The 14,156-nt window shown below is 38.7% G+C and carries 18 protein-coding genes and 2 other annotated features; of the genes, 5 read left to right on the top strand and 13 right to left on the bottom strand.

The window, feature by feature from the left end:
• Window positions 1-99: 99 nt before the first annotated feature.
• Both FFM55_RS01715 and cysS read right to left on the bottom strand, forming a co-directional pair.
• On the bottom strand, window positions 100-579 hold the full coding sequence (locus tag FFM55_RS01715) for an S-ribosylhomocysteine lyase (protein ID WP_042491831.1): 480 nt from the start codon (window positions 577-579) through the stop codon (window positions 100-102).
• A 76-nt stretch (window positions 580-655) separates the two neighbouring features.
• Window positions 656-870 (bottom strand) — a binding site (T-box leader).
• A 71-nt stretch (window positions 871-941) separates the two neighbouring features.
• On the bottom strand, window positions 942-2,354 hold the full coding sequence (cysS, locus tag FFM55_RS01710; RefSeq protein ID WP_042491834.1) for a cysteine--tRNA ligase: 1,413 nt from the start codon (window positions 2,352-2,354) through the stop codon (window positions 942-944).
• A gap of 204 nt (window positions 2,355-2,558) precedes the next feature.
• On the opposite strand from cysS, the gene FFM55_RS01705 reads away from it, so the two are divergent.
• Window positions 2,559-3,575: an aldo/keto reductase gene (locus FFM55_RS01705; protein ID WP_042491836.1), complete on the top strand. Its 1,017-nt coding sequence runs from the start codon at window positions 2,559-2,561 to the stop codon at window positions 3,573-3,575.
• An 84-nt stretch (window positions 3,576-3,659) separates the two neighbouring features.
• Here the strand turns inward: FFM55_RS01705 and nadE are convergent, their stop codons facing one another.
• Together nadE and FFM55_RS01695 are read right to left on the bottom strand one after the other, a co-directional pair.
• The gene (nadE, locus tag FFM55_RS01700; RefSeq protein ID WP_042491838.1) at window positions 3,660-4,484 is read right to left on the bottom strand and encodes an NAD(+) synthase; all 825 of its coding nucleotides are present in this window, start codon (window positions 4,482-4,484) and stop codon (window positions 3,660-3,662) included.
• 27 nt (window positions 4,485-4,511) lie between these two features.
• The gene (locus FFM55_RS01695) at window positions 4,512-5,987 is read right to left on the bottom strand and encodes a nicotinate phosphoribosyltransferase (RefSeq protein ID WP_042491840.1); all 1,476 of its coding nucleotides are present in this window, start codon (window positions 5,985-5,987) and stop codon (window positions 4,512-4,514) included.
• 138 nt (window positions 5,988-6,125) lie between these two features.
• Here FFM55_RS01695 and FFM55_RS01690 point away from each other — a divergent pair, with 138 nt between their 5' ends.
• The 4 genes from FFM55_RS01690 to FFM55_RS01675 all read left to right on the top strand — a co-directional run bounded on the left by FFM55_RS01690 (window position 6,126) and on the right by FFM55_RS01675 (window position 9,854).
• Window positions 6,126-6,788, top strand: coding sequence for a YoaK family protein (locus FFM55_RS01690; protein WP_137600399.1), 663 nt, complete (start codon window positions 6,126-6,128; stop codon window positions 6,786-6,788).
• A 59-nt stretch (window positions 6,789-6,847) separates the two neighbouring features.
• Window positions 6,848-7,115 (top strand) — a binding site (T-box leader).
• 98 nt (window positions 7,116-7,213) lie between these two features.
• Complete coding sequence (locus FFM55_RS01685) at window positions 7,214-8,047, top strand: MetQ/NlpA family ABC transporter substrate-binding protein (protein ID WP_042491841.1); 834 nt, start codon at window positions 7,214-7,216, stop codon at window positions 8,045-8,047.
• A 65-nt stretch (window positions 8,048-8,112) separates the two neighbouring features.
• Window positions 8,113-9,159, top strand: a complete 1,047-nt coding sequence (locus FFM55_RS01680; RefSeq protein ID WP_042491842.1) for a methionine ABC transporter ATP-binding protein — start codon at window positions 8,113-8,115, stop codon at window positions 9,157-9,159.
• Window positions 9,160-9,161: 2 nt separating this feature from the next.
• Window positions 9,162-9,854, top strand: a complete 693-nt coding sequence (locus FFM55_RS01675; protein WP_042491843.1) for a methionine ABC transporter permease — start codon at window positions 9,162-9,164, stop codon at window positions 9,852-9,854.
• A 47-nt stretch (window positions 9,855-9,901) separates the two neighbouring features.
• Here the strand turns inward: FFM55_RS01675 and FFM55_RS01670 are convergent, their stop codons facing one another.
• The 9 genes from FFM55_RS01670 to infA form a co-directional block, all read right to left on the bottom strand.
• Complete coding sequence (locus FFM55_RS01670) at window positions 9,902-10,774, bottom strand: SPFH domain-containing protein (RefSeq protein ID WP_052348368.1); 873 nt, start codon at window positions 10,772-10,774, stop codon at window positions 9,902-9,904.
• A complete protein-coding gene (locus FFM55_RS01665) occupies window positions 10,761-10,985 on the bottom strand; it encodes an NfeD family protein (protein WP_042491844.1) in 225 nt (74 codons plus the stop codon). Before FFM55_RS01665 ends, FFM55_RS01670 begins: the two co-directional genes overlap by 14 nt.
• A complete protein-coding gene (locus FFM55_RS01660; RefSeq protein WP_042491845.1) occupies window positions 10,960-11,175 on the bottom strand; it encodes a hypothetical protein in 216 nt (71 codons plus the stop codon). Before FFM55_RS01660 ends, FFM55_RS01665 begins: the two co-directional genes overlap by 26 nt.
• Before the next feature lie 306 nt (window positions 11,176-11,481).
• On the bottom strand, window positions 11,482-11,868 hold the full coding sequence (gene rplQ / locus FFM55_RS01655) for a 50S ribosomal protein L17 (protein ID WP_042491846.1): 387 nt from the start codon (window positions 11,866-11,868) through the stop codon (window positions 11,482-11,484).
• Between the two features lie 38 nt (window positions 11,869-11,906).
• A complete protein-coding gene (locus tag FFM55_RS01650; RefSeq protein WP_042491847.1) occupies window positions 11,907-12,851 on the bottom strand; it encodes a DNA-directed RNA polymerase subunit alpha in 945 nt (314 codons plus the stop codon).
• Between the two features lie 51 nt (window positions 12,852-12,902).
• Window positions 12,903-13,289: a 30S ribosomal protein S11 gene (gene rpsK / locus FFM55_RS01645; RefSeq protein ID WP_042491849.1), complete on the bottom strand. Its 387-nt coding sequence runs from the start codon at window positions 13,287-13,289 to the stop codon at window positions 12,903-12,905.
• Window positions 13,290-13,321: 32 nt separating this feature from the next.
• On the bottom strand, window positions 13,322-13,687 hold the full coding sequence (gene rpsM / locus FFM55_RS01640; RefSeq protein ID WP_042491851.1) for a 30S ribosomal protein S13: 366 nt from the start codon (window positions 13,685-13,687) through the stop codon (window positions 13,322-13,324).
• Between the two features lie 53 nt (window positions 13,688-13,740).
• Window positions 13,741-13,860 (bottom strand): 50S ribosomal protein L36, encoded by a 120-nt coding sequence (gene rpmJ, locus FFM55_RS01635; protein ID WP_040760535.1) that lies wholly within the window; start codon window positions 13,858-13,860, stop codon window positions 13,741-13,743.
• 35 nt (window positions 13,861-13,895) lie between these two features.
• Window positions 13,896-14,111, bottom strand: coding sequence for a translation initiation factor IF-1 (gene infA, locus FFM55_RS01630; RefSeq protein WP_002827967.1), 216 nt, complete (start codon window positions 14,109-14,111; stop codon window positions 13,896-13,898).
• Window positions 14,112-14,156 lie beyond the last annotated feature (45 nt).

Here is a 14,156-nt window from a genome sequence, read left to right as displayed (position 1 = left end):
AGTCTTCTTCTATTTTGCTTAGTGGGCAAAAAAAGCTGGTTAATGACTTGTAAATCAAGTATTTTAACCAACTTTTTTGTCTTATCATCATTTCAAAAATTAAGCTTCCACAACATGACGAACATATGGATCATCTGAAAAACCTTGATCCAAAATAATGCGCGCCCATTCTTTAGCAGAGTGCAAACTGTGGTCTTTAAAATTACCACATTCACGAATTGTTGTTGCAGGCACGTCATCCCATTGAATATCATCACGAATCTTACGTAGTGCATGCGTAAAGGCAACAGCTACCTCAGTCGATGAATAATCTTGCCAACTAATCACATGAAAACCAGTACGGCAACCGAATGGTGAAATATCAATAATACCGTCTAATTCATCACGCACCAAACTTGCAAATAAGTGTTCCAAAGTGTGTACACCAGCAGTTTCGATGGCGGTTTCGTTTGGTTGCGTCAAACGTAAATCATAATTTACAATTTGTCCACCTGCAGGTCCTTGTTGTGTCTCGATTTTACGAACGTATGGTGCTTGTACCTTGGTGTGATCCAATGAAAAACTTTCAACTTCTGCCATGTTAAATTCCTCCTAAGTAACTTCCCCTAAATTATCGACATGCTTTTAAACAAAAACGTCCCGTAATCAATTAAGATTACGGGACGTTATCACGTGGTACCACCCGAATTTAATAAACCAATTAGGCTCATCCTCTCATCGCTATAACGGGCGTTTCCGAACGGCATTCACGTGTTGTTCATGTCATTTATGACTCCAAGACCATCTTCCAATCAAGTGTTTATCAGTTTTCACCCATCACTGACTCTCTATAAAACACATTGACCGTACTCATCTTATCGCTGTCGATACGACTATGCTAAATCTAATCTCACGTTGTGTCAACTGTTTGATTAAAAAAAGCTCATTTTTGCCATTTATTATTAACGATGCCAACGTGTTCCTTGTGGTGTATCTTCTAAAATGATTGCTTGCTTTGCTAACGTGTCCCGAATTTCATCAGAACGGGCAAAGTTTTTTGCTGCTCGAGCTTGGTCGCGTTCTTTAATCAATGCATCAATATCAGCATCTAATAATTCTTCTTGTGCTAAACCATCAACCCCAAAAACACCCATTAACGTCACAAGACTATCCAAAATAAATTGAACTGCTTGTTGATAAACAGCCTTAGCATTCGCATATTGATTAGCCAAATCCACTAGCTCATAAATCGCTGTTAACGCATTGGGCGCATTAAAATCATCATCCATTGCTGCATTAAATGCTGCAATATGTGTATTAACTTGCTTTGTTATGTGCTCGTCATTCCCCTCAAGCGCATCCTGCAAGCGGAATTGTAAATTACGATAACCAGTACGAATATGTTCCAAGTTTTGACCTGCTTGCGCCATGTTTTTTGTTGAATAGGCAATCGCACGACGATATTGTGTTGTGGCCATGAAAAAGCGTAATACCATTGGATCATCAATCTGTTGTAATAAGTCATGAACAGTCACAAAATTTCCAAGTGACTTAGACATCTTTTCATTTTCATCACCAACTGTCACAAAGCCATTATGTAACCACATATTCACAAATTGCTCGCCCGTATGAACTTCACTTTGCGCAATTTCATTCGTATGATGTGGGAACGCTAAATCAATGCCCCCACCATGGATATCAAAATGGTTACCCAGATACTTCGTCGACATCACTGAACATTCAATATGCCATCCTGGACGACCTTTACCCCATGGTGAATCCCAGGCAATCGCACCATCACCATCTTCACCTTTCCAAACTGCAAAATCCATTGGATCTTCTTTACGGGCCAATTCAACATCGTCCAAACGCCCTGCTGCATTTGAAGTCATCTCTTGTAAATCTTGATGAGCTAGTGCACCATAATTTTTAAATTTTTTGGCACGATAATACACATCACCAGCTGATTCATAAGCGTAACCTTTATCAATTAAGTCAGTCACAAAATCAATGATTTCTGTAATGTGTTCGGTTGCTCGAGGTCGTACTGTAGCTGGCTTAATATTTAACGCAGCCGTATCCTCATTAAAGGCAGCAATATATTTCTCAGCTAACTGTGGGACTGTAATGTCCTGAGCTGCTGCTGCCTTGATCATTTTATCATCCACATCAGTAAAATTAGATACGTAATCCACCTCATAACCGCGATACTCAAAATAACGACGAATCGTATCAAAGGCAATTGCGGAACGTGCATTTCCAATATGAATATAATTATAGACAGTTGGCCCACAAACATACATACTGATTTTATCTTCATGCATAGGTTGGAAATCTTCCTTAGTCAACGTCATGGTATTAAACATTTTCATCATGTTACGTCCCTCTCTCCTTTTAAAAATGTGGTAACCCTCATTTTTATTAACTGACTAAATGTCAGTATCGATATAAATATTTTACCATATTTCTCTATGACTTAGAATGTGGTCTAAATGGCTTTGGACACCCCACTAAATTACAGCTATAATTTACAATTAAGAATAGCTATTGTATATCATAAAATCATCGGGGGAATTTTAATGTATCAAGCAAATAAAGAACGTTATGACAAGATGGTTTATAATCGTGTTGGTCAAAGTGGTCTAAAATTATCAGCTATCGGATTAGGTCTCTGGCATAATTTTGGCAGTGTCGATCCTATTGAAAATCAAAAAGCCATTATCCATCAGGCCTTTGACTTGGGCATTACCTATTTTGACTTGGCCAATAACTACGGGCCAATACCTGGTAGTGCGGAACAAAACTTTGGCCATATTTTAGCGCAGGATTTACATGCCTATCGTGATGAACTTGTTATTTCAAGTAAAGCAGGTTATGAAATGTGGGATGGTCCTTATGGTAATTGGGGTTCTAAAAAAAGCATCATCGCCAGTGCTGACCAAAGTTTAGCACGACTACAATTAGATTACGTGGATATTTTTTATTCTCATCGCCCTGACCCAGACACACCAATTGAAGAAACAGCACTGGCTTTGGATCAACTTGTTCGCACTGGCAAAGCACTATATATTGGTATTTCTAACTATTCTGGTGCTCAAACTCAGGCAATGATTAAAATTTTCAATGATTTAAAGACACCTTTCATTATTCATCAACCACGCTATAATATGTTCAATCGTCAAATTGAACAGGATTTATTGCCCGTCTTACGCCAGTATGGCAAAGCAGCCGCTGTCTTTAGTCCGCTATCACAAGGTTTGTTGACTGATAAATATCTAAATGGTATTCCAAAGTCCTCACGTGCAGCTAAAAGTAACAGTCCCTTCTTGCATGAAAATCAAGTCGAAGCTACTATTCAAACTGTTCAAAACTTAAACGAGGTTGCTAAAAACCGCCACCAAACATTAGCTGAAATGGCTTTAGCTTGGGATCTTAGACATTCTGAAGTCGCTAGTGTTATTATCGGCGCTAGTCGTCCGGAACAATTAGTTGACAATGTTAAAGCTTTAAACCACTTAAACTTTAGCCAAGCTGAATTAGATCAAATCGATAATATTTTAAGCCAACAACCTCGTATTGATTGGCAAGCACATTAAAATCACATCATAAAAACAGGGCCGTTAATCTACCATCTCAAAATGGTTAGACTAACGGCCCATAATTTTTACACTTTTTATTTTTTAACGCCACCACTCATCAAAGACAGTTACAGGTTGACGGCGTTTATGTTCAGAAGTTGTATACAAATGCTCAATTTGATTAGCATCCGCATCAGATACTTCTTTGCCTTCCAAATAGTCATCAATTGCATCATAGGTTACGCCTAAAGCCTCTTCGTCAGGCAATGCTGGCCGATCTTCTTCCAAATCAGCTGTTGGCACCTTTTCGTATAAGTTTTTTGGTGCATCTAAGTAAGCTAATAGCTGACGACCTTGTCGTTTATTTAAACGATATAATGGTGTCACATCTGCTGCACCATCCCCAAACTTCGTATAAAAGCCTGCTAACGCTTCGGCTGCATGATCAGTTCCAATCACAACACCTTGTTTAGCTGCAGCAACACCATACTGTGCAATCATACGCTCACGAGCTTTAATATTTCCCTTATTAAAATCAGTTACTGCAATACCATTAGCTTCTAACTGCGTCACAACACCTTCAACTGAATCTTTAATATTAACCGTTACTGTTTGATCAGCACCTTGCCAAGCAATAGCAGCCATTGCATCTGACTCATCAGATTGTTGACTATATGGTAACCGCATCGCAATAAATTGATAAGTTTTATCACCAGTTTCTGCACGTAGTTGCATAACAGCCAACTGCGCTAACTTACCAGCCAACAATGAGTCCTGGCCACCTGAAATACCTAATACAAGAGTCTTAAGACCGGTCTTAATTAAGTAATCTTTCAATAATGATATTGAACGGTTAATTTCAGTTTCTGAATCAATTGTCGGTTGAACACCTAATGTTTGAATAATCTCTGCTTGTAATGTTCGCATAACAGCCTCCCTTAAGAAATATTACTATTAATTGTTTTTATTAATTTCATCAACATATGCACGGGTTTTCTTAATAAGATTCATCTTATGGTCCCATGCATCTTGTGACAAATCAACAGGATATTCTTGTGGATTCATATCACGGCGATATTCTGAATATAATGAATTGATGTGGTGTTGGGCAAATGTCCGTACTTCATCCAAAGTTGGTAGTTTATAAACCAATTCGCCGTCCACAAAAATATCTTGTAAGATTGGTCGTGCTGTATAATCAACAACTGTCTTATTCAAGTATGGATAACTAGGATGGAACATATACAAGCCCTCAGGCAAATTAGTTGGGTCTTCATGCCATAAGGCAACATAATCCCCTTGTGACTTACCATCAGAATTACGTGTAATACGCCAAACTTGCTTTTGACCTGGCGTTGAAATCTTTTCAGCCGACCCTGAAATCTTAATTGTGTCGGTCATCTCACCATTTTCATCCTCGACTGATACCACTTTATAAACACCACCAAGCGCAGCCTGGTCGTATGCCGTGATTAATTTTGTTCCAATACCCCATGTATCAATTTTAGCACCTTGGAACTTCAAACTCTTAATCGTTGTTTCATCCAAATCATTTGATGCCACAATAGATGCCTCTGGAAAACCAGCTTCATCCAACATCTTACGAACCCCTTTAGAGACGTAAGCCAAGTCACCTGAATCGATACGAACACCGATAAAGTTAATTTTATCACCCATTTCTTGTGCCACACGAATTGCAGCTGGCACACCAGAGCGTAATGTATCATACGTATCAACCAAAAAGACCACATCATGATGCGTCTCTGCATAGGCTTTAAAAGCTTCATAATCATTACGATAGACTTGTACTAAACTGTGTGCATGTGTCCCAGAAATTGGAATACCAAATAATTTACCTGCTCGCACATTTGAAGTTGCGTTAAAGCCCCCAATGTAAGCAGCACGTGTTCCCCAAAGGGCTGCGTCCATTTCTTGTGCACGACGTGAACCAAATTCCATCAAAGTTTGATCACCAACAACTGAACGAATTCTTGAAGCCTTTGTGGCAATCAAAGTTTGATAGTTAATAATGTTTAGTAACGGGGTCTCTATTAATTGCGCATCAAAAACAGTTGCCTCAACCTGCACGATAGGCTCATTGTTAAAAACAACATCTCCTTCGCTTGGCATCCGAACGGTTCCTTTAAAGCGCCAATTTTTTAAGTAATCTAAAAATGCTTCATTAAACTCCCCAGTTGAACGTAGATAATCAAGATCACTCTGAGAAAAATGTAACCCACTCAAAAAATTTACAACCCGTTCCAATCCTGCAAAAACGGCATAACCATTTTGAAATGGTAGTTTGCGAAAGTACATTTCGTAAACTGCCTTGCGTTCATGAATTCCCTTCATAAAGTACGTTTGCATCATTGATAATTGGTACGCATCTGTGTGTAATGCCAAGCTATCATCTGGATATGCTAAAGCCATAACAAAATTCTCCTCATTTTCTATATTGTTACTATTTTAACACAAATCACAGGGTGTAAAGTCATGTTAGGATGATATAACTAGTGGTATACTAAGGAAATTGTCACAGCAATAATTTTTTATTAAGGAACGATTATCATGATTCATCATTATCCAATTAAAGAATCAATGCGCACGGGGATGTTGCTCGCAGCAACAGCTGGCTTTATTGATGCCTATACATTTCAAATTCATGATATGCGTTTTGCAAGCTTTCAAAGCGGTAATTTATTACAAATTGGTCTAAATATTGCCAACGGTAAATGGTTACATGCCTTAATTTATTTCTGGCCCGTATTTGCTTTTTTAATGGGCACTAGTTTTAACCAGCTTTTGAAACAATTTGCAAAAAAACACCAGCAATCACATACTATGATAGCTTTACTCATTGAATTTATAGGTTTAGTCGGTGTCGCTTTATTAGAATATCACACTGTTTCATCCAATATTATCCTGCCATTACTAGCCTTTTTTATGGCCATTCAGGCAGATACATTTAATCTCATTCATGGAATGCCTTATATGACCATCTTAAGCACTGGTAATTTACGAACCCTTAGTAGTGGTTTAACTAATGGTTTATTATGGCATGATAAATCGGCGTTGCATCGTGCTGGACGGGTGGCTCCCGTTATTTTGGCTTTTTTTGCTTCAGCAATTTTGGCTTTTTTTGCGATGCAATTATTACATCAAGGTGCACTCTTCATCGCCCCCATTTTAATACTAGGCATCCTTGTTTTGGTTAATCGTGAAGAAAAATGATAGTGGTAGTTGACACAACAGATAATATCAACTAAAATACGGTTAAGTATTTCAGAAGAATAAACAAGTTGATCAGGAAAGTAAATTAATTATGATTTGTTAAGAGAGACAGTATTTGGTGTAAGCTGTTCAAATCATACTAGTTGAAAATGGCCTGTGATTGGCGTTAATGAGTAGCAAGTCTATAAATTAACGACGGAATGGTCTACGTTAAAAGACACACGAATCAGCATAGCATCATATCGCTCACTGCTCGCTCGTTGCTAAGGTTTTAATTAGTAATAGTTAAAATAAAAGTAGAATGGTAACACGAGACTCGTTTCTATCAGATTATATCTAATCATGATGGGACGAGTCTTTTTTGTTCCCCTTCCTTTCTAAAATACACTAACTCATACTTATAAAATTGTCTAAGGAGAAACGTTATGACACATAAAGGATTAAAAATTGGTACTATCTTAGCAGTTAGTGCCTTTGCTGCTGGAACTATTGCGCCTATTACGGCTAATGCTGCTGCCAAAAAAACAGTAACTGTTGGAATTGTTGGTACTAGTGATAAAGAACTTTGGGATAATATCAACAAAACAACGCAAAAGAAATATAACTTAACTGTTAAAACAAAAGTCTTTACTGACTACAACCAACCAAACAAAGCCGTTGCTGACGGATCACTTGACTTAAATGCTTTCCAACACGTTTATTTCTTAAACAACTGGAATAAATCAAATAACAATAAGGTCAAAGCAATTGGTAAAACTTTCATTACCCCAATTCGTCTTTATTCTGAAAAATACAAAGACGTTAAAGATTTTAAAAAGGGTGATAGTATTGCCGTACCAAATGACAGTACTAATGAAGGCCGTGCTTTAACTTTGCTACAATCAGCTGGCTTGATTAAAATCAAGAAAGGGGTTGATTTGCCAACCCTTAAAGATATTCAATCGAACAAGTTAAACCTTAAATTTAAAGAAGTTGCTGCTGATCAAGGCCCATCTTCTCTAAAGTCAATGGATGGTGCTGTTATTAATACTAACTATGCCCAAGAAGCTAAACTTAAGTTAAATTCAGCTGTCTACGTTGAACCAATTAATAAAAAGTCAAAGCAATGGATTAATGTTATTGTTGCCCGCAAGAGTGATGCTAACAAGAAAGCATACAAGCAAGTCGTTAAAACTTACCAAAGCAAGCAAACAAAGCAATACCTAAAGGATACTTGGGGTAAGGCTGAAATTCCATCATGGGATATCAAGTTGAAGTAAGCCATTTGCAACAACCGTGACGGGCCTTCGCTCGTTCACATACATATCAATAGTAGGAGAAGAATATGGCTGTTATTTCATTAAAAAATATAAATGTAACTTTTAAACAAAAAAAAAGTGAAATTGTCGCTGTTCAAGATGAATCCATCGAAGTTGAAAAAGGCGATATTTATGGCATTGTTGGTTATTCTGGTGCTGGTAAGTCAACGCTGGTTCGTACCATTAATTTATTGCAACGTCCAACCAAAGGTTCAGTCATTGTAAACGATATCGACATGCTACAACTTTCACCAAAAGAATTACGTAATCAACGTAAGAAAATTGGGATGATTTTCCAGCATTTCAATCTAATGAATGAGTTAACAATTTTTGGCAACGTCGCACAACCTTTGAAACATTCTAATTTATCAAAAGTTGATAAAGCTAAAAAGGTTAACAAATTACTAAAACTTGTTGGTCTTGATGACCGTGCTGATAACTATCCTAATCAACTTTCTGGTGGTCAAAAGCAACGTGTGGCCATTGCACGTGCATTGGCAAATGATCCTGAAATTTTGATTTCTGATGAGGCAACTTCAGCCCTAGACCCCCGAACGACTAACCAAATTTTGGCATTACTAAAGCAATTAAATCGTGAATTAGGCTTAACTATTGTTTTGATTACTCACGAAATGCAAGCCATCAAAGAAACTGCTAACAAAGTTGCTGTGATGGAAAACGGTACGATCATTGAACGTGGTTCGTTATTAGAAATTTTTACCAATCCTCAAAAGCCACTAACAAAAGATTTCATCAATACAGCTACTAATTTGGATGAAGCACTTGTTAAGGTGAATGAGCTATTAACCACCCAACCACTAGCAGACGATGAAGAACTAATCAAAATCAGTTATGTTGGTGCCGATACAGCGCAACCATTACTATCAACAATTTATGCAGATTTCGATGTCACAACAAATATTCTCTATTCAAACATGGAAATCTTGACACAGACACCTGTTGGTCTTGCCGTTGCAATATTTAAGGGAACGGTTGCTAATCGTAAGGCTGCTAAAGCAAGTTTTAGTGATCACGGGGTGGTCATTACTGAATTACAAGGAGGTACCAACTAATTATGGGATGGATTCAAGAACATATGCCTAATGCTTACGCTTTGGGCTGGTCAGGTGACTATGGCTGGGGTGTTGCAATTTGGCAAACAGTTTATATGACTCTCGGCGCCGCCATTATTGGTGGTATTATTGGTTTGTTATTTGGGATTGGCTTAGTTTTGACTGCCGATGACGGGATTGCACCTAATCGCACAGCTTTCCAAATCTTAGATAAAATTGTTTCAGTTGGGCGTGCTATTCCATTCATCATTATGGTGGTGGCTTTCTCACCTCTAACACAATTAATTGTCGGTACAACTATTGGAACAACAGCTGCGCTAGTCCCACTGTCCCTTGGTGTTTTCCCCTTTTACGCTCGTCAGGTACAGGTTGCTTTACTTGGTGTTGAAGGTGGTAAAGTTGAAGCTGCTCGTTCGTTTGGCGCAACTAATTGGGACATTATCTCAGACGTCTACTTACGAGAAGGTCGTGCCGAACTAATTCGTGTTTCAACTGTTACATTAATCAGTTTAGTTGGTTTGACTGCAATGGCTGGCGCTATCGGTGCTGGTGGTCTTGGAACAACTGCAATCGTTACCGGTTACCAACGTTTCCAAAACGACGTTATGTGGACTGCAACGGTCATTATCCTACTGTTCATTGTCATTATTCAATTTGTGGGTGACTTACTAGCAAAGCATGCTCGTCATAACTAAATGTTAATAAAAATAAGGATGGAACAAAAATGTTCCATCCTTATTTTTTATTTATTTTTTTGTTGAAATAATTCATTTGCAACCGTTAGATTTCCCAACGCATCAATGGCTGTATTAGGAACAACAACCGTATTAGATTGGCCGTTTGCAACTTCACGGAAAGCATCAATATTTTGCGCAGCTAGATACTTGCTATCTACAGCTGCTAGGGCATCATTCGCTTTTTGAATACGATATGCTTCAGCATCAGCCGCTAAACGCACTGCCTTTGCTTTCGCTTCAGCAGTCGTCACTAAGGCGTCATTTTTAGCTTTTGTGGTCAATTCAATTGAACGTGCTTCACCCTCTGCTTTTGCAATAGCTGCCTCACGTTCACGCGTGGCATTAATTTGCTTATTCATTGATTCTTGAATTTCCGGTGTTGGTTGGATTGTATCAATATTAATCCGATCAACATTAACACCATAAGCATCCGTAATTGTCGCTAATTCATGACTTAACGCAGCGTTAATTCTTTCTGTCCCATTAAGAACATCATTCAAATCCATCGTACCAATAATTCCACGTAAATGCGCTCTCGATTGTTGAACCATAGATTTAATTGAATCCGCATTTTCAAAAGTAAATTTATATGGGTTCGTAACATGATAATTCATTGAAAGTGAAATAATAACTTCTGCATTATCTTGTGAAATAACACTTTGTTCACTTAAACTAAGTGGTACCTGTGCCAAATCGACTCGATCCACTCGCGTAATAATCGGTATTGTAAAATGAATACCAGGTGTAATTTGCTTTTTATACTTACCTAAAATCGAAACCATACCTACCATATTTTGTGGAATGATTCGAATACTTGAAACCAACAAATAAATGATCAATAAAAAGATAATGACATATAAAATACTAGCTAATATCATTTTTTGACGTCTCCTTTTCTAAGCTAATCGCATTGCCTTGTACTGCAACGATTACAACCTCATCTCCCCAGATTAATTTTTCGGTTGTCGTAACACGATAATAAATACCATTTAATTTAACAAAGCCATCCGCATAGTTATCCATAGATAAAGTAAACGATTTATCCAACAGGCGATTATCAAAATTATAGTTCATAATAGTTTTTACCATATTTAAATGCTTTTTCAACAACTAGAAAATTACCGACTTGTTGCCGAATTCGAACTGTATCACCCATCTTTAGATCAATACCCCGATAATCAAAATAGTGACCATTAACTAACATACGATTTGCCATAAAATTACTTGGTGTTAAGTGTATTGTCATACCCGTTGTATTTACATTACGTTTCCTATTCATTTGTAACCCCCCCAAGAACACTTTTGTTTTAGTATATACTAGCTTTGCTAACACGTAAATTATTAAAAGTGATTTTTAGAAAAATCATTATTTTTTTTCGATAAATCAAAAACTCAACACTACAAAAGTCTTTCATTACTGCAGTCCCGAGTTTCGGGTATACAAAAAAAAGCACAAAAAAACCTCACACGTTATAGGTGCGACATAAATGCCTTTCAACCTAGACTTGGCTATTAGCCATCATCTTAGCGGTTTATACCATATAACATGAGAGATCTCATTGTGTTTATTAATTAACCAATGAAATTAGTCAACCAATTCCAAGATAGCCATTGGAGCAGCGTCACCACGACGTTGAGTAGTCTTCAAAATGCGAGTGTAACCACCGGCACGACCCTCAAAGCGAGGTGCAACATCGTTAAATAAGTGTTGCAAAGCTGTTTCAACTTGAACTTTGTTATCATCAGTTGTTTTTACGTCTGCAACAACGTTACGCATAAAGGCAGCTGCCTTGCGGCGTGATGATAAATCACCATGCTTACCCAACGTAATCATTTTGTCAGCAGTACGACGAACTTCTTTTGCACGAGCTTCAGTCGTAATGATACGACCATTGATTAATAGATCAGTAGTCAAATCACGCAACAAAGCCTTACGTTGTGCACTGTTACGTCCCAACTTACGGTATCCCATGAGTGTGTCCTCCTTTACTTGGTATTCTATCGTTTAATCTAATCTTCCTTGCGGAATCCCAAACCTAGCAATGTAAGTTTGTCTTGGATTTCGTCAAGTGATTTCCGACCGAGGTTACGAACAGACATCATTTGAGTCTCCGTACGCTCAGTTAACTCTTGGACAGAGTTAATCCCGGCCCTTTTGAGACAATTATAAGAGCGAACAGACAAGTCCAATTCTTCAATTGGCGTATCTGCATGTTTTGCGGTTGGCTCTTCTTCCTTGTCTGCCATCACTTGTGCAGTAATTGCACGCTCAGACATATCAACAAATGCGTTCAAATGATCAGACATAATACGAGCGGCCAAAGAAACAGCTTCAGTAGCTGTCAATGAACCGTCAGTCCAAACATCCAAAGTTAATTTATCAAAGTCATCACGTTGACCAACACGAGTGTTTTCAACTTGATAGTTGACGCGTTCGATTGGGGTAAAGATTGAATCAATTGCTAGAACGCCAATAGGCATTTCATCATGCAATTCCTTATTCTGGTCCCCTGAAACATAACCACGACCACGAGCAGCAGTCAAAGTCATGTGCAAAGTAGCCCCAGCCGCAACAGTAGCAATGTGAAGATCTTTATTCAAGACTTCAACATCACTATCACCAGTTATATCACCGGCCGTCACATCAGCGGGACCGGTTACGTTAACTTCGAGTGTTTTTTCATCGTCACTGTCGATGCGCATTGAAACCTTTTTAAGGTTCAAAATAATTTGCGTGACATCTTCAACGACACCTTCGACCGTTGAAAATTCATGCAAAACGCCATCAATCTGTACTGAATTGATTGCCGCACCAGGCAATGAAGACAACAATACACGGCGTAGTGAGTTACCCAAAGTAGTTCCGTAACCACGTTCAAGCGGCTCAACCACAAACTTACCGTAATTGCTATCCTCTTCAACCAGCATAATCTTAGGATTTTCGAATTCAAGCATACTGTTTGTTACCCCTTTCAAAGCTTGTTGTGCACTATTTGCAACCGGCAATTAGACACGACGACGCTTTGGTGGACGTGAACCGTTGTGAGGTACTGGTGTAACATCCTTAATAGATGAAACATCCAAACCTGCAGCGGCTAACGAACGGATAGCTGACTCACGACCTGAACCAGGTCCCTTAACAGTTACCTCAACAGTCTTCATGCCATTTTCCATTGCGCTCTTAGCAGCAGCTTCAGCAGCCATTTGCGCAGCAAACGGCGTTGACTTACGGCTACCTTTAAAACCAAGTGCACCAGCTGATGACCAAGCAACAGCATTTCCTTGAACGTCGGTGATCATTACGATCGTGTTGTTGAACGTTGCGTGGATGTGTGCTACACCAGACTCAATATTCTTACGTACACGACGCTTACGATTAGTACGACCTGCCATAATCAAGTTATCTCCTTTCTAGTTAGTTTAAATTACTTCTTCTTACCTGCAATTGCAACAGCTGGGCCCTTACGAGTACGAGCGTTGTTCTTCGTGTGTTGTCCACGAACTGGTAAGCCCTTACGGTGACGGATACCACGGTATGAATTGATTTCTTGTAGACCTTTAATGTTCATTGAGACCTCACGACGCAAGTCACCTTCTACCTTAATACCATCAACGACGGCACGGATAGCGTCTTCTTGGTCTGGGGTTAAGTCACGAACACGGACATCCTCAGAAACCTTTGCATCTGCCAAAACTTTTTGTGCAGTTGCATTCCCGATTCCATATACATATGTTAATGCGATCACGATACGCTTATCGCGAGGCAAATCAACACCAGCAATACGAGCCATTACGATTACCTCCTTTTTCTATATAATAAATAAATTTTCTAACGTCAGTAAAATTACTTACCTTGACGTTGCTTGTGCTTTGGGTTTGCAGAGCAAATCACCATTACACGACCATTACGCTTGACAACCTTGCAGCTGTCGCACATACGCTTAACTGATGGACGAACCTTCATGATATTTACCTCCTTGAATTTTTTGTACGATTTGCTTACTTGAACCGGTATGTAATACGGCCCTTCGTCAAATCATATGGCGACATCTCAACCGTTACACGATCTCCAGGTAGAATACGAATGAAATTCTTTCGGATCTTACCAGAAACGTGTGCTAAGATGTCTGCGCCGTTTTCCAGTTCAACGGTAAACATGGCATTGGGCAAAGTTTCCTTTACCACACCAGAAATTTCAATAACATCACTGGCCACGTTGCTGCCTCCTTAGTTGTGACATTGGAGAACGTAACAAGTTAT

This window comes from Weissella sagaensis, assembly GCF_005405285.1.
GTDB lineage: Bacteria > Bacillota > Bacilli > Lactobacillales > Lactobacillaceae > Weissella > Weissella sagaensis.
This window is presented reverse-complemented; position numbering and strand designations above follow the sequence as displayed.